The organism is Heyndrickxia camelliae, from assembly GCF_002844575.1.
GTDB lineage: Bacteria > Bacillota > Bacilli > Bacillales > Bacillaceae_C > Margalitia > Margalitia camelliae.
Map to the genome: position 1 here is coordinate 1 of NZ_PIQO01000015.1, position 20905 is coordinate 20905.

The 20905-nt window shown below is 34.6% G+C and carries 21 protein-coding genes, 1 rRNA gene, 1 pseudogene and 2 riboswitches; of the genes and pseudogenes, 17 read left to right on the forward strand and 6 right to left on the reverse strand.

Annotation, left to right across the window (positions count from 1 at the left end; genetic code table 11):
* The first annotated feature begins 78 nt into the window (after positions 1-78).
* The 3 genes from rrf (at position 79) to CWO92_RS17065 (ending at position 2404) form a co-directional block, all read left to right on the forward strand.
* Positions 79-195, forward strand: a 5S ribosomal RNA gene (rrf, locus tag CWO92_RS17055).
* A 128-nt stretch (positions 196-323) separates the two neighbouring features.
* Positions 324-1175 (forward strand): tyrosine-type recombinase/integrase, encoded by an 852-nt coding sequence (locus CWO92_RS17060; RefSeq protein ID WP_101355419.1) that lies wholly within the window; start codon positions 324-326, stop codon positions 1173-1175.
* 755 nt (positions 1176-1930) lie between these two features.
* Positions 1931-2404 carry an NUDIX hydrolase gene (locus tag CWO92_RS17065; protein WP_101355420.1) on the forward strand — a complete coding sequence of 158 codons (474 nt, stop codon included), beginning with the start codon at positions 1931-1933 and terminating at the stop codon, positions 2402-2404.
* Positions 2405-2426: 22 nt separating this feature from the next.
* On the opposite strand, the gene CWO92_RS17070 is transcribed toward CWO92_RS17065, so the two are convergent.
* Complete coding sequence (locus tag CWO92_RS17070; RefSeq protein ID WP_101355421.1) at positions 2427-3554, reverse strand: 5-methyltetrahydropteroyltriglutamate--homocysteine S-methyltransferase; 1128 nt, start codon at positions 3552-3554, stop codon at positions 2427-2429.
* A 77-nt stretch (positions 3555-3631) separates the two neighbouring features.
* Positions 3632-3731, reverse strand: a riboswitch (SAM riboswitch).
* A 289-nt stretch (positions 3732-4020) separates the two neighbouring features.
* Here CWO92_RS17070 and CWO92_RS17075 point away from each other — a divergent pair.
* From CWO92_RS17075 to CWO92_RS17115, 9 genes are all read left to right on the forward strand, one after another.
* The gene (locus tag CWO92_RS17075; RefSeq protein ID WP_101355422.1) at positions 4021-4608 is read left to right on the forward strand and encodes a GNAT family N-acetyltransferase; all 588 of its coding nucleotides are present in this window, start codon (positions 4021-4023) and stop codon (positions 4606-4608) included.
* A gap of 20 nt (positions 4609-4628) precedes the next feature.
* Complete coding sequence (locus CWO92_RS17080; RefSeq protein WP_101355423.1) at positions 4629-5099, forward strand: NUDIX domain-containing protein; 471 nt, start codon at positions 4629-4631, stop codon at positions 5097-5099.
* A 69-nt stretch (positions 5100-5168) separates the two neighbouring features.
* On the forward strand, positions 5169-5738 hold the full coding sequence (locus CWO92_RS17085) for a GNAT family N-acetyltransferase (RefSeq protein WP_101355424.1): 570 nt from the start codon (positions 5169-5171) through the stop codon (positions 5736-5738).
* Positions 5739-5781: 43 nt separating this feature from the next.
* A complete protein-coding gene (locus CWO92_RS17090; protein WP_101355425.1) occupies positions 5782-6663 on the forward strand; it encodes an aminoglycoside 6-adenylyltransferase in 882 nt (293 codons plus the stop codon).
* Positions 6664-6696: 33 nt separating this feature from the next.
* Positions 6697-7278 carry a kinase gene (locus tag CWO92_RS17095; RefSeq protein ID WP_101355528.1) on the forward strand — a complete coding sequence of 194 codons (582 nt, stop codon included), beginning with the start codon at positions 6697-6699 and terminating at the stop codon, positions 7276-7278.
* Positions 7279-7525: 247 nt separating this feature from the next.
* Positions 7526-8359, forward strand: a complete 834-nt coding sequence (locus CWO92_RS17100) for an SPL family radical SAM protein (protein WP_101355426.1) — start codon at positions 7526-7528, stop codon at positions 8357-8359.
* A gap of 144 nt (positions 8360-8503) precedes the next feature.
* On the forward strand, positions 8504-8944 hold the full coding sequence (locus CWO92_RS17105; protein ID WP_101355427.1) for an Rrf2 family transcriptional regulator: 441 nt from the start codon (positions 8504-8506) through the stop codon (positions 8942-8944).
* 83 nt (positions 8945-9027) lie between these two features.
* A complete protein-coding gene (locus CWO92_RS17110; protein WP_101355428.1) occupies positions 9028-9930 on the forward strand; it encodes an NAD(P)/FAD-dependent oxidoreductase in 903 nt (300 codons plus the stop codon).
* A 516-nt stretch (positions 9931-10446) separates the two neighbouring features.
* A riboswitch (cyclic di-GMP riboswitch) is annotated at positions 10447-10544 on the forward strand.
* A gap of 196 nt (positions 10545-10740) precedes the next feature.
* Positions 10741-11598, forward strand: coding sequence for a hypothetical protein (locus CWO92_RS17115; protein WP_101355429.1), 858 nt, complete (start codon positions 10741-10743; stop codon positions 11596-11598).
* A gap of 493 nt (positions 11599-12091) precedes the next feature.
* Here the strand turns inward: CWO92_RS17115 and CWO92_RS17120 are convergent, their stop codons facing one another.
* The gene (locus CWO92_RS17120) at positions 12092-12379 is read right to left on the reverse strand and encodes a hypothetical protein (RefSeq protein ID WP_101355430.1); all 288 of its coding nucleotides are present in this window, start codon (positions 12377-12379) and stop codon (positions 12092-12094) included.
* Positions 12380-12514: 135 nt separating this feature from the next.
* A pseudogene (locus CWO92_RS26585) lies at positions 12515-12855 on the reverse strand (DUF4279 domain-containing protein).
* A 373-nt stretch (positions 12856-13228) separates the two neighbouring features.
* On the opposite strand from CWO92_RS26585, the gene CWO92_RS17130 reads away from it, so the two are divergent.
* Complete coding sequence (locus tag CWO92_RS17130; protein ID WP_101355431.1) at positions 13229-13987, forward strand: metallophosphoesterase family protein; 759 nt, start codon at positions 13229-13231, stop codon at positions 13985-13987.
* Between the two features lie 763 nt (positions 13988-14750).
* Here CWO92_RS17130 and CWO92_RS17135 read toward each other — a convergent pair.
* The 3 genes from CWO92_RS17135 to CWO92_RS17145 all read right to left on the reverse strand — a co-directional run bounded on the left by CWO92_RS17135 (position 14751) and on the right by CWO92_RS17145 (position 17050).
* On the reverse strand, positions 14751-15245 hold the full coding sequence (locus CWO92_RS17135; protein WP_101355432.1) for a cysteine hydrolase family protein: 495 nt from the start codon (positions 15243-15245) through the stop codon (positions 14751-14753).
* A 122-nt stretch (positions 15246-15367) separates the two neighbouring features.
* Entirely contained in the window at positions 15368-15877 is a 510-nt protein-coding gene (locus tag CWO92_RS17140) for a YfiT family bacillithiol transferase (RefSeq protein ID WP_101355433.1), read from the reverse strand.
* Between the two features lie 249 nt (positions 15878-16126).
* A complete protein-coding gene (locus CWO92_RS17145; RefSeq protein WP_101355434.1) occupies positions 16127-17050 on the reverse strand; it encodes a serine hydrolase domain-containing protein in 924 nt (307 codons plus the stop codon).
* A 433-nt stretch (positions 17051-17483) separates the two neighbouring features.
* On the opposite strand from CWO92_RS17145, the gene CWO92_RS17150 reads away from it, so the two are divergent.
* The 4 genes from CWO92_RS17150 (at position 17484) to CWO92_RS17165 (ending at position 20804) form a co-directional block, all read left to right on the forward strand.
* The gene (locus CWO92_RS17150) at positions 17484-18263 is read left to right on the forward strand and encodes a DUF4931 domain-containing protein (protein WP_101355435.1); all 780 of its coding nucleotides are present in this window, start codon (positions 17484-17486) and stop codon (positions 18261-18263) included.
* Positions 18264-18320: 57 nt separating this feature from the next.
* The gene (locus CWO92_RS17155; protein WP_268877601.1) at positions 18321-18806 is read left to right on the forward strand and encodes an HXXEE domain-containing protein; all 486 of its coding nucleotides are present in this window, start codon (positions 18321-18323) and stop codon (positions 18804-18806) included.
* A gap of 203 nt (positions 18807-19009) precedes the next feature.
* A complete protein-coding gene (locus CWO92_RS17160) occupies positions 19010-19699 on the forward strand; it encodes a response regulator transcription factor (protein WP_437177561.1) in 690 nt (229 codons plus the stop codon).
* The gene (locus CWO92_RS17165; protein WP_101355437.1) at positions 19689-20804 is read left to right on the forward strand and encodes a sensor histidine kinase; all 1116 of its coding nucleotides are present in this window, start codon (positions 19689-19691) and stop codon (positions 20802-20804) included. The genes CWO92_RS17160 and CWO92_RS17165 overlap by 11 nt, the downstream gene beginning before the upstream one ends.
* The last annotated feature ends 101 nt before the right edge of the window (positions 20805-20905 follow it).

The window sequence follows — 20905 nt, forward strand, 5'->3', positions numbered from 1 at the left end:
TCTTCTTTAGTATTTAGTTTTGAGGGAATAAACCTCACAACAAATGAAAGTTATTTTGCCCTTGGCAAAAAACTCAGGTCTGGTAATAATGGCGAGAAGGTCACACCCGTTCCCATCCCGAACACGGAAGTTAAGCTTCTCAGCGCCGATGGTAGTTGGGGGCTGTCCCCCTGCAAGAGTAGGACGTTGCCAGGCACGTATGGAAGAGGCATCCCATTTGGATGCCTCTTTTTGTCTTTTGAAATCTATGGGTGTTTTTTCCTGAATCGTTGATAAAATAATAGAATGGAAAATGACAAAAAAGTAATAGGGGGATTATAAAATTGAGAAACAATTCGAATGAAGCTATTCCGCTGATCCTTGATTTTTGCCATTGGTTAAAAGAACAAAAGAAATCTCCAGGAACTATTACAACATACAAGCGGGAAATAGAAAGATTTCAAGAATGGCTTCAACAGAAACAAAGTAATCTGGAGGACCTAACAAAGAGCGATATTCAAGACTATATTCTTTTTTTAGAACAACAGCAAAAAAGCTTAGCAACGATTGATAAAACAATGGGTGCAATACGTACGTTTGCAAAATTTTTAGAAAAACCAGACTTAACTTTTGGCATAAAATTGGAGCCTGTTGTAAAAGAAGATATTGAGACGTTGTCAGACGAGCAATACGAATTATTACTGAGGGAAGTAAAAGAGGACGGTAATCTACGGGATATAGCTATTGTTTACATGCTATTGCACACAGGAATACGCGTCTCGGAGCTATGTAGTTTAAATCGCAACAATGTTGACTTTTTAAAAAATCAGTTAATCATTGAAAAGGCTGAAAATAAGCGAAGTATTCCTCTTTCAAAAGAGTTAAGCATGCACCTAGAAAATTATCTAACTTTTCACTCATCGGAAGATGCTATTTTTATTACAAAATCAGGTGAACGCATCACGGAACGAGCTGTTCAATACATGCTGAAGAAATACAATGTCAATCCGAATAAGTTACGACATACCTTTTGTCAACGACTTGTCGATGCTAGGGTTGATTTAGATATTGTTTCTAGACTTGCTGGGATTAAAGACCTTAATGTAATTAAAAGATATGTAAAAAGGTCGTCATTAAACAGAAGTAGGTTGGAAGAGGTAATAAATAATACGTTTATAAACGATACACTAGGATAGGTTGCCTATCCTTTTTCACTATTGTATATTAAACGAAAGAATTATGTTCCTCCGTCTACGCCAATAATACTCTGTAAATGGAATGTAAAAGTAAGCAAATTCATTAATCCATCCCAATCAAGGAAGAGCAAAAAATGTAAATAAGTATATGATTTTTAATGTAAATACTTAAGTGGAGGGATGAACAATGCAGAAGCTTACACCAATTCATTTCACATCTAAGAGCTTAAGTTCCAATGCTCCTTTACCTCTATAGAAATGCAAAGCTTTGGGCTACCTATATGGGAAATAGTTTGTCAAAGCAAACTCTGTTAAACATGTTGAAGATCCGAATATTAAATATTACTTGGAAATGCATTAAACTTGTCTCTGGGATTTTTGCAAATGATGGTGGATTTTTTTAAAATGGAAACTCCCCATCCTTATTGGCATTACGGAAGAAGATGTAAATTTAGTTACCCCATTTGAAAAGGCAGATATGTGTTCCATGAAAATTCTAAAGCGGTAAATGGCAGAAGGGATATAGGTTTAATGTACGGAAAATGTTTTCTTATTAAATTGATGACGGTGTTAGTCTCGAATTAAAAATGGTTGGATGCAGCAGCCTCTAAATGCAGTTGATAGGGAATAGCAAGCTTCACGTAAAAAGGGGACTAACTAATTAAATCAAGTGTTAACCGTTTGCAGGAAAAAAGGGCCTTCTTGTTGAAATAATTGATTCACAGCGAATGGTGAATGAATATTGGAGGCTCTGTATGAATTATATTATGGATTTAAGAAAAGTAGTTGGAACTCGACCCCTAATAATGGCTGGAGCATGTGTTATTGTGGCGGATAAGAATAGAAGAATTTTATTGCAACTGCGTAAGGATAATAATTGCTGGGCTATTGCCGGCGGGGCTTTGGAGTTAGGAGAGTCATTAGAACAAGCGGCAAAACGAGAATTATTTGAAGAGACTGGGTTAGTTGCAAAGAATTTAACTCTGTTTAATGTTTATTCCGGAGAAGATTTTTACTATAAATATCCGCATGGAGATGAGGTATATAATGTTGTGACTGCTTACATATGTACTGAATATGAAGGGGAATTGAGGAAACAGGAAAGCGAGGTTCAGGATCTACAGTTTTTTAGTTTGAAAGAACTGCCTTTGAACCTTAGCCCTGTTGACAGGCCAATTATTAGAGAATATATTCAATCTGTTAAATCAAATAATAAAGCCCCCTTCTAAGCTAGAGGAGGCTTCCTGCCTATTAAATGGTACCCCAAATACTTTCAGCAATTTCAATCACGTGTTTAATCTTATTCCATTGATTCTCTTCCGTTAATTTATTGCCTTCCTCGGTACTGGCAAAACCGCATTGAGGACTTAGCGCTAGATTTTCTAAAGGAATAGATTGGCTTGCTTCTTTTATTCTTTTTCGTATTTTATCTGCTTCTTCAAGTTCTGGAAACTTAGATGTTATGAGCCCTAATACAACAGTTAGATGATCCCGTTTGAAGCTTTTCAAAGGCTCAAAATCACCTGAGCGATCATCATCGTATTCAAGAAAAAGGCCGTCAACATTTAAATTGGCAAATATAGCATCGGATATCGTATCATATCCGCCACTTGTGATATAAGTTGACCGGAAGTTTCCCCTGCAAATATGCATGGTAATTAACATATCATCAGGCTTTTTAGAAATGGCATCATTTAAACATCGAACCCTGCTATCGATTATGTCATGTACATCCTTGCCGTGTTTTTCAACTACTGCTTTTATACGCTCTTCCGAAACAAAATCAATCCATGAAGTATCATCTAATTGAAGATAACGGCAGCCTGCATCATAGAAAGCTTGAATGGCCTTTTGGTATGCGGAAACTGTATCATGATAGAACTGCTCTTGGTTATCTTGATAATATTCATCTCCCTGAATTCTAGTAAAAAGCATATTCGGGCTAGGAATCGAGAACTTAGCAACCTGGCTTCCATCGCCGTATTTGTCTACTGCTTGTTTTAAAAACGTAAAATGTTCTAACATATAGTGACCATTAAAATCTACTTTGCCCACAACTTTAATGGCATGATTTTTGGGCTTGTCGCCTTTAAAATTATTGATATATTCCGCTTCAAACTGATCTACGCCATCTAATCCTGCCAAAAAGTCCAGATGCCAATACGAGCGTCTAAACTCACCATCTGTGATAGATTTTAGCCCAACTTCAATTTCCTTTTGAACAAGCTTTTCGATTTCAGCATCTTCTACGTTTTTAAGAGTATCTTTATCAATCTCTCCATTTAAAAAAGCCTTTCTTGCCTCTTTGATGGGTTTTGTTCGCAGAAAACTACCTACGTGATCTGCTCTGAATGGTGCTTTAACAATTGTTTTAGTCATATTTTTTCCCTCTTTCCTATAAAAAATAAAAAACTCTTCTTACCAATAAGAAGAGGGTCAATAAATAATCCGTTCTCTTCTTATCTTCAAGCGTTCGCTACTGGAATTGGCACAGTACTAATTTAGTCTGTTGCCGAGGCTTCAAAGGGCCAGTCCCTCCACCTCTCTGGATAAGAATATTCAAAAATATTTAACTATAAGTTAAGTTACACCTGATCTGATATTCTGTCAACTATTAATCATTTACTTATATGTCTTAGTTTCGTATAATTTTAAATGTTATAAAAATTTTGCGAGGAGGGGATTAATAATGACATCCTTGAATTGTATATCAAGAAAGTATTACGATGGTGAGTGCCCCTCGGGATTAAGTTAAGAAGTATAGAAAAGATGTATAAATCTAAGGCCTTCGTAGTTTGCAAAGGTCTTATTTAGTTTAATTAATTATGGGAAGAGGAGCAAAATTATGAAGATTAGACCATATGAAATATGCGATGAAATTGGATGGGTTAGATGCAGAGTCCTGTCCTTTTTGGATACTGCCTACTTTGACAATGTATTAAAGGAAAAGGAAATTTATAGTAATCCAGCAATCGAATTAGTCGCTGAGGAAGAGGGACAAATTGTAGGATTAATAGATGTGGAGTTTGAAATAGAAGAAGGGACTGTATGCTCGAGAGGAACAGGACTTGGTGGAATGATTTGGCATATTGCGGTGCATCCTGATTTTAGAAGAAAGGGGATTGGTACAGAACTTTTATTAGCAGCAGAAAAGCAAGCAAAATCAAAAGGACTTAATCGTTTGGAAGCGTGGACAAGGGATGATAGATGGGTGAATGCTTGGTATGAGAATAGCGGATTTACGAAAGTAGAATCCTATTTTCATGTATATATAGATGGCGGACAGGAATTAGCAGGTGCAATCAAGAGTGAGGTTCCTAATCTTTACCCTGTCCAAGCATTTGCTCATTACGTAGGAAATGAGTTAGGAGCAGTAAAAGGTAAATTTAAAAGGGTGCACGAATGTATTTGTTATGAAAAAGCTTTGGATTAATTTTTATAGGGGTGCGTTTTATGGAAAAGCCATTTCACCATTTAGTAAGAGGAATATTGTTGCAGGATGGCAAGGTATTACTGGCAAAAGCAAAGGGAAATAGGAACTCATTCCTGCCGGGGGGCCATATTGAATTCAGAGAAAGTGCAAAGGATGCATTAAGCAGAGAGATGGCTGAGGAATTAGGGATAGCTTGTGAGGTCAGCAACTTTATTGGTATCGTAGAGCACAAATGGGAGAAAAAAGGGGCAGTAAATTGTGAGGTGAATCAATTATTTGAGGTAACAACCAATGAATTAAACTGCGTTCTAAATCCTAAATCAAAAGAAACCCATATCGAATTTTTTTGGTGTCATATTGACTGCATAGAGGAAAGTAGTTTACAGCCATATCCACTAAAGAAAATCATAAGAAGTTATTGGACGAATAGGAATATGACTTTTTGGGAATCCACTCTCCACGAGGAGATTGACGAATTTAATAGGAATTAAGGATTTCTTGGCAAAATAGAATTCTTGTAAGCAAGTGTAAAAATTTTATGACAAGGAGGGTGACGATACATGAACATAGAAGCAGTGTTTACTGACTTCCCAGTATTAAAGTCAGATCGTATAACGCTAGGTAAAATTAATGAAGGTCATCTGGACGAAGTTTTCGACATTTATCATAACGACCGAGTATTTGAATTCTGTGGAATTATACCTAAGCATAAAAAAGAAACAGTTAGGAAGATGATTGGACATTTTGAACGGGATTTTCATAAAAGATCGAGAGTCAAATGGGGAATATTGAATAATGAGGATCAAAAATTAATTGGAATAATCGAAGCTCTAGACTTTAACCAAAAAGTAAATATGATCACCATCGGATATTTTTTAGCCGAAGCTTTTTGGGGCAGAGGATTTGCAACAGAGTCGGTTAAAGTATTGCTAGAATTTCTTTTCGAGAAAGTTCATATAAATAGGGTTCAGGCAGAGGTAATGCCATCAAATAACCATTCAAAGAAAGTTCTGTTGAAAAATGGTTTTATTAAAGAGGGCACTTTACGACAAGCAACTCTTTGGTCCGGGAAGGGAATAGTAGATTTAGAAATCTATGGGCTTCTAAAGAAGGATTATGCAAAAGGATGAAGGGTAAATAGATTTTTGAAAAACTAATTTTTGGAGGGTGTTCATGAGAAGCGAAAAAGAGATGTTCGAGCTAATCCTAGGAATAGCGAAGGAAGATGAAAGAATCCGTGCTGTATATATGAATGGTTCTAGAACAAATCCCAATGTTCCGAAAGATGTTTTTCAAGATTACGATATTGTTTACGTAGTGACCGAAACGGCCTCATTTATAAAGGATGAAAACTGGATTGGAATTTTTGGAGAATTATTAATACTTCAAGAGCCTGACAAAGTTGACAAGAGCCTTGGAATGGATATGAATTATGAACGGTCCTACGGATATTTAATGCTTTTCACAGACGGAAATCGTATCGATCTTCATATAGAAACGAAGGAGAGTATGGTGGAAGGGTACACCAAAGATAAGCTCACAATTCCTCTTTTAGATAAAGATAACATATTGCCGCCTATCCCTGCTCCTACAGATAAAGACTATCATGTGAAAAGGCCAACAGAACCAATGTTTATGGGGTGCTGTAATGATTTTTGGTGGTGTTTACAAAATGTTGCAAAAGGGATATGGAGAGATGAATTGCCATACGCAAAGCAAATGTTTGAGTATGTCATAAGGGGAAGATTGGATGAGATGGTATCATGGTGGATAGGAATCAAAAATGATTTTCAAATTTCTGCTGGAAAAATGGGAAAGTATTTTAAAAAGTATCTTCCTGAATCCTATTGGAAGAAGTATGAAATGACTTATTCAGATTATCACTATAATAACTTCTGGAATTCTATTTTTGTTACATGTGATTTATTTAGAATACTAGCGAAGGAAGTTGCAAATACTCTCTCTTTTGCATATCCATTCAAAGACGATGAAAATATGACAAAATATCTAGAGCACGTTCAAAAATTGCCTTCTGACGTTAATGAAATATTTTGAACCTTGTAAAGGTGGTTCCCATTGGAAGATAAAATGCACATGATATTAAGAGAAATTGCAAGAATTGAAGCAGGGCAACGGTATATTCTCGGAGTAGATGGCTTAAGCCGTTCAGGGAAAACAACTTTGGTAACAAAGCTCAAACAATGCTTCCTGGAGGAAAATATAGCTGTCTTTGTTTTTCATATAGATGATTATATTGTAGAAAGAAAAAGGCGATATAACACTGATTATGAACAATGGCACGAATATTACCATTTGCAATGGGATGTTGAGTGGTTAAAGGAAAATTTCTTCAAACAACTAAGCTGTGGAGAAATATTATCTCTTTCAACCTATGATGATCTTTCTGATACGCATGATTTACAGGAGATTAAAACCCCTAAAACTGGTCTTATTATAGTAGAAGGAGTATTCCTGCAAAGAAAAGAGTGGAGAAGCTACTTCGACTATATAATTTATTTTGATTGCCCAAGGGAAACGAGATTTAAGCGAGAAAAGGAAGAAACTCAACAAGATATTGAAAAGTTTAGACACCGATATTGGAAGGCGGAAGATTATTATTTGGAGACTGAACTACCTTTGGAAAAGGCCGACCTTATTATACAATGCTAGAGCAGTCGATAAGTAAATCAAAGATTGCAATAGAAGTATAACTTATTGGACATACATTCCGCTAATAGTGAAAAGCGGGTCCATTTTCCGTAAACTTTGGCAAATAGCAGACACATGGTCTGAAAACACCTTGAAATTTATGATTTTGATTATTATATTTCGGGTCCCCAGAGTGATATACTGGTGAAAGCTGTAGAATGAAAGACAAATTTTAAATATAAAATATACGAAAGAGAGGGAGACGAATGTGAAAATCGAATGGAAAGAAATACTTTCTAAAAAAATCCTGACGGAAGCAAAAGGATATTTAGATGTTGGATTTACACATTCATTGAATCCTTACAGTGGTTGTGCATTTTCTTGCAAGTACTGTTATGTAAGGGAAATGCCGATTCAAAGATTTAAAGATACTCCTTGGGGAGAATGGTTAGAGATAAAAACAAATGCAGCGGAAAATTACCGAAATGAAATGATAAAACTGCGTAAGAAAAACAAGCCCGTAAATATCTTTATGTCCTCCGCAACAGATCCATACCAGCCAATGGAGCGGAAGGCAGCCATAACTAGAAGGATATTAGAAGAAATGATGGAGCATCCCCCTGATTTTCTGCAAATTCAAACGCGGAGCCCACTTATTACACGAGATATCGATTTAATAAATCAATTGAAAGCTAAATGTGATGTCCTAGTATCGATGACCATTGAAACGGATAGAGAAGATGTAAAAAGAATATTTGCTCCATATGCACCAGGTATTAAAATCCGTCTAAAAGCTTTAAAGGAAGTTCATGATAAAGGAATATCTACCCAGGCATCTATTTCTCCTGTATTGCCATTTACCCCTGATTTTCCAAATGTATTAAATGGAATAGTGGATCATATTTGGATAGATACTCTAAGTATTGGGGATGGTGCCATGGGGAAACGCTCCGAAAGATTAGGGATGCCTAAATTGTTTCAGGAACACGAACTATCGAAATGGTATCAACAAGAAATCCATGTAAAGGTCGAAAAATATTTTAAACAATATTTTCCAAGTGACATGATTCGAGTATCTAAAAACGAGGCTTTTCTAAAATAAATGATTCATCTTAAGTTTCTTCATATGCCGAGCTATAACAATACGGAAAAATGAATAAAGCATTTGAAATGATATTAAAAGTTGACTTTTAAATGCAATTGGAGATATTATAGATATATTAAATCTATAATAGAAGGTGAAAAAGTGAAATATACTAAAGCAACAAATTATGCCCTTCATACAATTGTTTATTTAGCTGTTTTACCTGCCGGAAAAACGATAGGTGTAAAACCTTTGGCTGAAATTCAAAAGGTGTCACCAACGTATCTTTCTAAAGTTTTAACGAATTTAGTTAAATCTGGCTTTATTGAATCAGTTACGGGGGTGAATGGCGGATATAAATTAATAAAAGCGCCAAAGGAAATAACGTTCTTAGAAATCATTCATGCCATTGAAGGGACGACTTCACTGTTTCATTGTAGTTTAGATAATGATATCCATGACAGACAAAATTGCTTAATCGAAAAAGTAATGAACGAGGCCGAAGAAAAAATGGAAGACTATTTAAGGACACAGACAATTGAACAGGTAGTGGAAAAAGTCCATGACAATATGGTACAACATATCAATTCTGTAGCAAATTAAATTTTTTTAATTTAATTATAGACTATAAATATCTTTAATATCTATAATACAGCAACACAAAAAAATATAATGAGGTGAAAAAAATGATGTTAGATTGCGCAATAATAGGTGGGGGTCCTGCAGGATTAAATGCTGCTCTTGTTCTAGGCAGAGCTAGAAGAAAAATTATCCTTTTTGACAATAACCAGCCGAGAAACGCTGTTACACATGAGTCTCACGGATTTATTACAAGAGATGGTGTTTCACCGCGAGAGTTCCGAGCCTTAGCTCATCAAGATATTAGGAAATATCCCTCCGTACAAATAAATGAAAATAAAATTGTAAAAATAAAACAAGCTAGCAATTCTACCTTTGAATTAATTACACATGAAGGGGAAACATATTTAACAAAGAAGATTATTTTGGCCATAGGCCTGAAAGAAAGCCTACCCAAGGTGAATGGAATATGGGACTTTTATGGAAAGAGTTTATTTAGTTGTCCATATTGCGATGGTTGGGAATTAAAAGATCAGCCACTAGTATTAATCTCTGAAAACAAACACGTAATTCATATGGCAAAAATAATCTATCAATGGAGCAGAGACCTAGTTATTTGTACAAACGGAAATAAAATTATTTCCGAAGCAGATGCGCAGTTACTTTGCAGTAAAGGAATTAGAATAAAAGAAGAAAGAATATTAAATTTAATTGGCACACAAGGAAAATTAGAAAAAGTGATACTGGAAGATGGAACAGAGATTTGGCGCTCAGGTGGATTTGTTATGACGGAACTTGAACAGCCAAATAATTTTGCTAAGATATTGGGATGTTCCATGAAAACAAATGGTGGAATTGTGGTGGACGATTTAGGCAGAACGAATGTTGAAGGCATATATGCAGCAGGGGATACATCGATAGTTGGACCGTCACAGTTAATTATCGCTGCTGCTCACGGATCTCGTGTTGCAATGGGAATAAACTATGATCTAACAATGGAAGAATTTTAATCCGATCGTTTATAAAATCAGGTGTGGAGAAGTCTTTCCATGCCTTTTATATTTCTTTAATAGATTTTATGACGAGCGGAAATTTGCTATCTCGAAGCCTTTAAAAAGTATAATGCCTTCGCTTGAAAAATTAATTTAATAATGGTTACTGTATTTTGCCCGTGTAAGATAATTAGAGTACTTTTTAGGGAAGAAAGTGAGAGTATCTGGAAAGTAGAAGCAATTATAAAGAGGCAGTAAAGTGTGAAAGGTCCGGGCGGATGTATTGATCGCTGCTCTTTTTTATTTTGCTTTAGTAGGTACAGACTGTCTCAATAGAAAGATTCTAATTTTAATTTTATTGTTCTGGCCAACGATAAACCTCCTCATATCTCGTATTATGAATACTAGAATAAATATAATATTGATAGCTATTAGAAAACGTATTACATACTCTGACAAAAAGTTACTTTTCTACTATTGTGACTCAAATTTAATATTGTTATATTGGAAATATCTGAAAGAAATATACTTTTCGTACGACAATAGCAAACCCACTGAAAAGTGGCGACGCAAAGCTACAGGGGCTAAAGTGGATATAAAACAATTAATCACTATGCTTGCCAGCTGCCGAATACGACGGGAAACCTCCGTCTTTTAACTCAAAATACGGGGGGTTTTTATTTTTGTTTAATTTGTTATCGGTAAATTATCCTTCAGTATTCAGAATAGTCGTAATTTAAGTACTCGTTTCTGATATTTGCTCTTCATGCATTAAATCAAAAATTTCCTTTTTAGAGCAATGAAACCAACTAGAGAAGGTGAATTACAATGGAAAAACTATTATTTGTAACTGATTTATATTATAAGGCCAAAGGAGCACGGCTTTATTATGAGGAGGATTTGTATCTTACATCCCAACTAAGAAAAGAGTTTCAAATAGCGATTTGTCATCCTGAGGATACAGAAGTATTTGAAAAGGATGTCGATTTAATCCTAGTTAGAAATATTGGTTCCGTAATGAAGTTCAAAGAGAAATATCAGGCATTTCGCCGCAGAGTGGTTGCTAATAGTTTGAAAACTTATAATTCCTTCAACGGAAACGGAGATATGAATGGAAAAGAATACTTAATTGAGTTAACAAAAGCTGACTTTCCTGTTATTCCAACTATTGACTCTCTTGATTTATTAGACAGATTGCCAAATTCAGACATGTATACGATAAAACCAAAATACGGAGCAGATTCGATAGGTCTAGAGTTTGTTTCTAAAAATGAACTCACTGCTAAAATAGATTCAAATACAAACAGTATTTTAGTACAGCCTTTTATTGACTTTGAATATGAGGTCTCCTTCTATTTTATTGATAAAGAGTTTCAATACGCCCTTTATACACCGGATAAAACGAAAAGGTGGGAACTAGAGGAATATGTTCCTACTAAACAAGACTTATCGTTCGCCAAGCAGTTTATTGATTGGAACAATCTTGATTGGGGAATTGAACGGGTGGACGCTTGTCGAACGAAAGATGGAAATCTTTTACTGGTCGAACACGAAGATCTAAATCCTTATTTGTCTCTTGCAATGCTATCACCTGAAAAACGTGATAACTTTGTGGGGACACTGAAAAAAGCATTACATAAAGCACTTCAAACAAATCTTAACCAAAATCTTTATATAACTTTATGATGTTGCTTTCTTTTTTCTATTTTGAACATGTCATGGAGACTCGCTAAAAAAGGAGTCTCCCAATGAATCATTTTTCCTATTAGGAAAAAGATGAGATGTTTTACATAATACATTCCAACCTGAAAGGCAGAAGCAACGGCATCGGCTGGTGCTGAGCCTGTACAAATCTTATGTAGTTAAGCTAGCTATTTTTAGGTTGACCATTTTTTATAATGATATACGAAAACGGTAGCCAAGGTAGAACGTAAGCCCTTGTGAATCTGCGAGCGTAAAGAACAATCGGAATCTTATAAATAGCGAGAAATATAATTGTTAAACTTACGTCATCTTAGTAAAAAATATGGTTACGAGAATTTTATGATAAAAAATGTGAAGAAGGAAAACCCTTCACAATAAACTCTTACATTAGATCTATGTACTTTTAAAAAGTATAGAAACTATTAATATAAAAGTTTATCTAAACAAGCAAAATGTTGACATACTATTAGCTGGTTTAAGATGAAAATTTGATTTCACCAGTTGCAACTCCTACAATGATAGTCGCAATAAGAATAGCTAATATTGAAAATAATATCTTATTGACTAAGCGAACAGGTTTTAGCCTTTTTTTTGCCTTATCGTTTAGATTTAAAACAATAATATATACTACTACGCCAATGATTATTGCTACTAAATCTTTTAAAGTAAATGGTTTGCTAATATAGCTGTCCAAGTAGAAAACAGTTAGGATTATTACACCAAATAGCATTAACTGTAAAATGAAATATTTAATAAGATTCATTTGTATAATCTTCCTTGGATTTCTCTATATTTCCCAAATGCAACTTTTTCAAAAAACCTGGCCTTTACTTGAATAAGACAAACGCATCCTTTATTAAGAATCGCTGCCTATCAGTTAAAGAAGGTTTTACTTTTTTCATTTATTGAGATTACTGTCATAAGGATCAGTATACAAGTCTATATCAAATTCAGCTACAATACTTGAAGCAAATTCTATAATTTCTTTATCTATATATAAACTAGCGGTATTTTCCTCTTCAATGTTAATAACGACAAAGAATTTACACTCCAATGAATAATCCTTTTTATTTCGTTAATGACTGATATTTTATTATGTAATTTACCTATTATTCGCTTTAGTTGATCATCTACATCTAGTGAATCTTGATAGCCTCTCTTTCCTATATCCCAACTTGTCTCCTTTCTATAACAAACTGTCGATCGGCTTGGAATTAAATCACCTTTTTTATATCTCAGTAGGTATTACTTTTAACTTTTGGGTAACCACATTGAATGGACAGTTATCCCCAAGCTGAAATAAACATTTACCTGAGTTTTATTCAAATATATTGCATCTCCTATCAATGCTCATTTTAACATATTCCAAATATTATCTTTCCTTCTTCTACTAATCTTGTTGGTCGAATAAGAAAAAAGAGTTGCAGATGCACACTGAATATACCATTCTAGCCCCCTTTCATTACCTATATTTCGTTCATTTTTTCGCGAAAAGTAATAACATAATACCCGTATCTTTTTGTCTATATAATTCGTTTATTATTAGAAAGACAGTTCATTTCAAGTCTGCTGATAAACAATAGATACCTTTTATTAATCAGGAGGGTGTAGCATGAAAATTGCAGCGCTTTATGATATTCACGGAAATTTGCCAGCTCTGAATGCAATACTAAAGGATTTAGAAAAGGTCAAACCAGACTTAATTATTTTTGGAGGAGATATCGTCTCTGGGCCTATGCCTAGGCAGACATTGGAACGAATTTTCTCTTTGACCGATAATATACGCTTCATTCGTGGAAATGGAGACAGGGAAGTGGTGACAGCTTTTGACAACTATCCCCTTCCACCGACTATGTCCGAAAAAGGTCGCCAAAAGACTCAATGGGTTGCAGAACAGTTGACTAGGCCACATCGAGATTTTTTATCTGAATTACCAGAAACTCTAACAATCGAAGTTGATGGTTTGGGAGATATTCTATTTTGTCATGCTACACCAAGAAGCGATGATGAGATTTTTACACCTGTTACTTCGGAGGAACGGCTTAGCAAGATTTTTGCAGATGTTAAGCAAGAGGTTGTTATTTGTGGACACACCCATATACAATTTGAACGACAATTAGGTAATATTCGTATTCTTAATGCTGGGAGCGTAGGGATGCCGTTTGCGGAACAGCCAGGAGCTTACTGGCTCCTAATTTATCCAAAAGGTTATAAATTTTGTCGGACAACATACGATTTGAAGTCAGCTGCAAAAGAAATTATAAAAAGCGGAGACCCGCAAGTAAATGAGTTTGTTGAAAGGAACTTGCTTAATATACCAACCGTGACGCAAGCCACTGAATTTTTAGAACGTATGTCAAGGAGAAAATAATAAAGGCAGCAAATACGAAGCCGTTATTTTAAAATGGAAGGGACAAGGTCCCAAGTCGGAGGAAAGTTATCAATATTGTTGAGGGAAAAAATAATACTAGAAAATTATACAACCAATGAATGGATCCAAAAATAAAGAGTACTTTATCCCAATTTGTAGGAATGACACAGATCAAATAGTGTTATTTGAAGGGGAAGAAATAGGCGTCTACTTTCTAAGAAGCTCATGTAATAATTTTTTTCATCCTACCCATCAAACCAATGAACTTTCATGAGTGTATGATGGAACCAGATATAAAATACGCACCGGAACTATAATTGATTGTTGTGATTTGTTATAACTAATCCGCAATGAAACAATGGTATATAACTTGGTTTAAACTGCTTTATTATACGTAGACAAAAAACAATTAACTTAAAGTCACAAAGCTTTGTAAAAGGCGATAAAAGGGAGGACATTTTATGTCTTTATAATAAAGATTGATAAAGACTTTCTTCAATCCCATATACAACGACAAATGGAAAACCGTTATTTCGCGAAAATCATGGTTTTCCATTTAAATAAAAATTGTTTATATATAAAGTTTGAACAAATCTTATTGAGCTAAAGTCTTCACTAGTTTAAGTGCACAGATAGCAGAAGAGCATCAATTTAATCTTATTGAAGTCAGGCAATCTATTAGCTAGAGTAAACCCTTATGATGTTAAAATTCCAAAAAGTTTTATCACCATTGGAGCAGTTTGTATGTAAAAGCAATTCCTTTCTATAAAAAAGTTAAAAATCTATTATTCCAGAGATTCTCATGATGCTCAATGATGGTTTTAGCCCCTAGAAGGTCACTATTAAGGGTGGTAGTTAATCCTTTTTTCATAAATAATTTATATCCTAATCCGTGAGCCATTCTAATAGTTGTATCTACACAATATTCCGTCTGTGCGCCACAGATTTCAAGTGAATTTATATTTAATTTCATTAGTTGATCATTTAAGTCAGTCTTGAAAAATGAGTTTGCATGTGTTTTGTTGACATAGATATCTGTATCTTTATTATCTAGTTCACGAAACAGTTGCCATTTTGGAGAATTAAGGACCAGATCACCATCATTATGTTGAATAAAAATTATAGGATTGTTTTTTTCTCTATATAAACGAATTCTTTGATTAACCCCATCTAGTACATTCGCTAAGTTATAAAGTGGAACATTTTCAGGCTGAACACCAATTTGCAAGTCAATAATTATTAATGCTGTATTTTCCATAATTATTATTCTCCTCAATCATAAAATTTCCTTATGTTTATTTTCTTATCGCAATTTCTCTTTAACATAAGGGAACAGCTCAATTTTTCAGTAGAATTGATTTGTTATTCTAGATATGCACCTCAATCTTTTAAAGCTAGTTGAATATGTGCAAAATGGTGGTTACCATGCCATGCGTAAAGTGCGATACTTTGTTCAATTCTCATTTTATTACCATCAGGATATTGATATGTACGCTTTAATTGGGTATCTGTTAAATTTTCAAGTAAATATGTCCAGCGTTCATGGAGACTTTTCAAAAGCTGTAATGAAACTTTAACAGGCAGATTATAATCTGTTAACCCTGCCCATTCACTTTCTTCATACGTTTTAACTACTGGATTTTCTTCCGTCAAAGCTAAATTTATTCGCATATATCCATTTAGATGGCTATCGACAATATGATGAATAAGCTGACGTACATTCCAGCTATTTTCCCTATATGTTTTTGTTAATTTTATTTCATCAAGGGATACAGTTAGTGCATTCAAACGACTAGGAAGTGTGGAAATTTCCTTAATCCACATTTGAATATCTTTTTTTTGTACTTCATTAGGACACTCGAATTGACCGATTGGGTATCTATTATCCATTAAAAATCCTCCACTTTTCTGACCTCTATCATAATTATTTCAAACTACTATTATTTTCACAATATGTTACTCAGTTAAATTGCCCGAATGTTGTTAAACATATATTTTCAACAAAACTGCTCCTGTTGTTCAATAAGAAAAGCTGCCGAACTGGCAGCTGGATCTTAAACTATTGTCCCTGTAGTAGGAGAAGAAATTTTTATGATACGAGGAAAAGAAGTAAAATCCAGTTTGACTTGCTCGAATGTCTCACTCATCCGGCCAACTACCTAATAGCTCTTCGAAAAAGAGTCTCGGTGCAGATTGCTGGTCATTTTGTAGATGACTTTTTGTCACAGCCATAATATTTAACTTTGGAACAATAAAAATATATTGTCCAAATATGCCATTAGCATAGTAGTAATCAATCGGGGTGTTAGTGTTAGTATTAGTTTTTTCATAAGTCCATAGCTGAAAACCATATCCAAATGTTCCTTCTGCTGTGGTTTTAACTTCTTTATATGTTTTTTTTGCCTGAAGGAGCCAGTTGGATGAAATCACCTGATGGGAATTGAATCGCCCTTCATTTAAGAATAGTAATCCAATCTTCACCATATCCTCTAGATTCAATGACATACTGAATCCACCGCCATGAATTCCTTGTGGGTCCATATGCCAAACGTATTTATTTATCCCTAATGGACGGAATAGATATTTTTCAGCAAATGAAGCGGTAGGAATTCCAGAAATTTTTTGTATTATCGCACTTAGTAAATGGGAGTCTCCCGAATTATACTGAAAGGTTGAACCTGGTTTATGTATAATAGGTTGTCCTAGTATGAATTTAACCCAATTTTTTGATCCTTGGAAATTTCCTACTTGTAACCCTGAAGTCATGGTCAGCAAATGAAATATTGTAATTTCTTTCTTTTGCGGATCGTTAGACTCTAATATTTCTGGAAAATAGTTTTGAATGGGTTCGTGAATATTTTTAATTAACCCTTTGTCGGCCATAATTCCAATTAATATAGAAACAATGGTCTTAGTAATGGAATTAACCTTTAAGGGCTTTTTTACCACCTTTTTATTCTTCACGTATTCGAAGATTTGGGTATTCCCCTTGTAAATGAGAAAAGCTTCAATTCTAATACTTTTAAGTTTCTTTTCTAACTCATTAAAAGATATTTTACTCATGTCTCTAATCTCCTTTCAAAACAAATTCTTCATTTACAACTTATTTCCTTCTTAATTATGCTAACCCAGCCCATTAGTAGAATAACTTTGTACCCTTCGCTCACTTAATAGGTTTCAATTTAATCAATGTATCGTAGATATGGTGCACTCGGTATTTCATCAATTGTTTAAAAGTGAACCGCTCCTGATTGACATACACCCACACTTGTTTGCTTTTCTCACTAGTTAGGTGGTTCAAAATGAGTTGCATACTTAAGACCGCCGCTCGCTTCTTCGTTATGGATCCCAAAAACAACTGCATCATGTTTCCTTATCCAGTTATTCATTGTTCTTCGCAAAATATATTTTCGCGAAAAAGGAGTACTATATCTCTTGGAGAATATAAATCTTATGGATAATCATAAGCGGAAATTTCATAAAATGAGGTGATTGGATGGAGAAAGAAACACAACTGTACTTTACATCCCAAATCGGCAAACAAAAGCCTGTAACGGTAACGAATAAAACTGCATCATGTCCATTTTGTAATGTAGCGGAACTAGAGAATATTATAGATCAAGAGGATTCCATAATCCTCTTGAAAAATAAATACCCAACCTTACAAAATACACTCCAAACCGTTCTGATTGAAACGGAAGAGTGTAAGAGTGAGCTGTCAGAGTATTCAAGAGAACATCTACATAAAGTAATGAGATTTGCGGTTCGTCATTGGTTTGAACTCGAAACTAGCGGCGAATTCACATCTGTTATTTTTTATAAAAATCATGGTCCGCTATCAGGTGGGACGATTCGGCATCCGCATATGCAAATAGTAGGATTAAAAGATGTAGATTATAAGGACACAATTAAATTAGAGAATTTTAAAGGAGTGACCATCTATAGAGATAAATCGCTGGATTTTAATATTTCAACAAGACCAATTATGGGGTTTCGCGAAATGAATGTAAATTTGTATGATGGGAAGGAAATCAATCGAATGGCTGATTTTATTCAAGCTGCTGTTCAATATTTGCTGTATCATGCCTCATATCGGTGTGAGAGCTATAATTTATTTTTCTATCATATGGAAGATACCATTAGTTGTAAAATTATTCCTCGATTTGCAGTGTCACCTTTGTTTGTTGGTTATGTCATCCCGCAAGTATCGGATGATCTACAATTCGTAGCCAAGCACGTGAGAGAACTCTGTGATTCGAAGGGTTTAACTATATAAAAAGGTGGGGGGATTTCTATAGATAAGCTAACGGTTTTATTAATTTGGTTATTTCCTATTATATTTGCTGTTCATGATTTTGAGGAAATTATTGTTGTGGAGAAATGGATTGCTACTAACAAGCAGGATCTCAAAAATAAATTACCTAAAAGAGCCGCGCATTTTTTCGAAAATAATTTTGCGATGAAAACACATCAATTTTCTATCGTTGTGTACGTGGAATTTATTATTATTTCATGCGCAACACTTTTAGTCTATCTTAATGGATTTATTGGTTTGTATAAATGGCTTTATTTAGGCTTGTTTGCTGTTCTATTTCTTCACTCTTTTACACATATTGGTCAGGCCATTTTGCTAAATAGATATACTCCTGGTGTTTTAACCTCTGTTTTGCTTTTAATTCCATATGGTATTTGGTTTTATTATGTTTTATTGCAAAAAAATATTATAGATTACAGTGCTATTTTAATAAGCGTACCTGTTGGTATTATTATATTTGCCTTGTTTTTTCCTGCTTTGATGAAGGCTGCATCAAAATATTAGGATTAGCGGACACACATTCCGCTATGCTATCGAAAGCGCTGCTATATTTTTATTTTCTCCATCAACTATATGTTAGGATTTGAGGCTATTTCCAAAAAGGAAAAATTAATATATATTCTGGATTCAAAAAAGTTTATGGAGAAAATTGGACTTAAATGATAGTCTAGGTATTATCTAGTATAATCATAAGTTGGGTGATAAATTTGAAAAATATTTTAGTGGTGGATGATGAGAAGGAAATTGTAAACTTGGTCTCCATTTATTTGCAGAATGATGGATTTACCGTTTTTAAAGCATATGATGGTCAGGAAGCATTGGAATTGTTTGCAGAAAAGAAAATTGATTTAATTATTTTAGATATAATGATGCCAAAAATGGATGGGATGGAGGTTTGCAGAAGGTTAAGAGAAACAAATACCGTACCAATCTTAATGTTAAGTGCAAAGGCAGAGGACATGGACAAAGTGCTTGGCTTGATGACGGGTGCGGATGATTATATGATTAAGCCTTTTAATCCATTGGAACTAATTGCGCGGGTAAAATCCTTGCTTCGCCGCTCCTATCAGTTCAAACAAATGGAGCAGGAGGAACAAACGGACCTTTTATCTGTTAACTCTTTGGAAATTAACAGGGCATCCCATACGGTATTGCATAAGGGGAAGCCAATCGTTCTTACTTCGAAGGAATTTGAAATTCTCTACTTACTCGCAAGTAATCGCAGCAGGGTGTTTAGTACAGAAGAAATCTTTGAAAGAGTTTGGGAGGAAAAATATTTTGCCTCTAACAATACGGTAATGGTGCATATAAGTAATTTGCGAGAGAAATTGGAAAAGGAATTAGGGTATAAGCTGATCAAAACAGTTTGGGGAGTAGGATATAAAATTGAAGAATAGACTACTATCTAAAATTCAGTTAAAAATATTAGCATTAATTGCTTTAAGTGCTCTTTTATCCGCAGCAGTTACCTTTGGACTTTTGTTCCTTGCCTACATCTTAAGAGCTACGCATTTTCTCCCTTACTCTGTTTTATTAAAACTGTACTATTTAAATAATTTTCTTGGACTTCATACAATTTTATACATGGTAATTGGTATCTTATTTTTTGTTTTTATATTGGCGTTAAGCAGGCGATGGGCGAAGAATTTTGACCAAATTCTCGATGGCACATCGAAGATTTCACAAGGGGATTTTCAATTTCATGTACCTGTGTATTCGAAAAATGAGCTGGGGGATATTGCCCAGAACCTGAATAGTATTTCGTCTCAATTACAGAAGTCCATAAAGGAAGAGCGCAAAGCTGTACAAGCTAAAAATGAGTTGATTACGAATGTTTCCCATGATTTACGAACACCTTTGACATCTATAATGGGTTATTTAAGACTTATCGAAGAGGACCGTTATAATGACGAAGTCGAACTGCGCTATTATGTGTCCGTTGCATTTGAAAAGGCCAGAAGTCTTGAGCGAATGGTAAGTGATTTGTTTGAGTATACCCGTGTAAACTTTGGGACCATTGAGTTGGAGTATTCCAGAATTGATTTAGTTCAACTCTTATCACAGGTTTCTGCTCAATTTTTGCCGCAGTTAGAAGAACGAAAAATGGAAATTAAATTAAAAAATGAATTTGAGAGTATTTTTATTGAAGCAGATGGAGATAAATTGGTAAGAGTGTTTGAAAATTTAATTTCAAATGGATTGAAGTACGGAAAAGAAGGAAAATGTATTGATATCAGAGTGGATATAGTAGAAAACCTGGCAATGGTAGAAGTCGTAAATTATGGGGAACCCATCCCTGAAGAAGATTTGCCGTTTATCTTTGAACGATTCTACAGGGTGGAAAAATCACGTTCTGTGGATACAGGTGGATCTGGGCTTGGACTAGCTATCACGAAAAGTATCGTAGAGCTTCACAATGGGACGATTGAGGCAGCCAGCAACAAGAATGAAACAAATTTTAAAATTATGCTACCAATGGAGAGATTGCCGAATAACAGGTAATCTCTTTCTGTCTATAGGAATGTATACACTCTAGTGAAAAATTTCCATAATTAGCTTTTATTAAGAATTTCTTTAGAAATCCTTACAAGGTATTTAAGCAT

What these genes read in the sequence shown, in the direction of transcription:
- CWO92_RS17090 (WP_101355425.1), top strand. Translation starts at nt 5,782, where the DNA reads ATGAGAAGCGAAAAAGAGATGTTCGAGCTAATCCTAGGAATAGCGAAG.
- CWO92_RS17075 (WP_101355422.1), top strand. Translation starts at nt 4,021, where the DNA reads ATGAAGATTAGACCATATGAAATATGCGATGAAATTGGATGGGTTAGA.
- CWO92_RS17150 (WP_101355435.1), top strand. Translation starts at nt 17,484, where the DNA reads ATGGAGAAAGAAACACAACTGTACTTTACATCCCAAATCGGCAAACAA.
- CWO92_RS17145 (WP_101355434.1), bottom strand. Translation starts at nt 17,050, where the DNA reads ATGAGTAAAATATCTTTTAATGAGTTAGAAAAGAAACTTAAAAGTATT.
- CWO92_RS17080 (WP_101355423.1), top strand. Translation starts at nt 4,629, where the DNA reads ATGGAAAAGCCATTTCACCATTTAGTAAGAGGAATATTGTTGCAGGAT.
- CWO92_RS17065 (WP_101355420.1), top strand. Translation starts at nt 1,931, where the DNA reads ATGAATTATATTATGGATTTAAGAAAAGTAGTTGGAACTCGACCCCTA.
- CWO92_RS17140 (WP_101355433.1), bottom strand. Translation starts at nt 15,877, where the DNA reads ATGGATAATAGATACCCAATCGGTCAATTCGAGTGTCCTAATGAAGTA.
- CWO92_RS17135 (WP_101355432.1), bottom strand. Translation starts at nt 15,245, where the DNA reads ATGGAAAATACAGCATTAATAATTATTGACTTGCAAATTGGTGTTCAG.
- CWO92_RS17085 (WP_101355424.1), top strand. Translation starts at nt 5,169, where the DNA reads ATGAACATAGAAGCAGTGTTTACTGACTTCCCAGTATTAAAGTCAGAT.
- CWO92_RS17130 (WP_101355431.1), top strand. Translation starts at nt 13,229, where the DNA reads ATGAAAATTGCAGCGCTTTATGATATTCACGGAAATTTGCCAGCTCTG.
- CWO92_RS17110 (WP_101355428.1), top strand. Translation starts at nt 9,028, where the DNA reads ATGATGTTAGATTGCGCAATAATAGGTGGGGGTCCTGCAGGATTAAAT.
- CWO92_RS17095 (WP_101355528.1), top strand. Translation starts at nt 6,697, where the DNA reads ATGCACATGATATTAAGAGAAATTGCAAGAATTGAAGCAGGGCAACGG.
- CWO92_RS17115 (WP_101355429.1), top strand. Translation starts at nt 10,741, where the DNA reads ATGGAAAAACTATTATTTGTAACTGATTTATATTATAAGGCCAAAGGA.
- CWO92_RS17070 (WP_101355421.1), bottom strand. Translation starts at nt 3,554, where the DNA reads ATGACTAAAACAATTGTTAAAGCACCATTCAGAGCAGATCACGTAGGT.
- CWO92_RS17120 (WP_101355430.1), bottom strand. Translation starts at nt 12,379, where the DNA reads ATGAATCTTATTAAATATTTCATTTTACAGTTAATGCTATTTGGTGTA.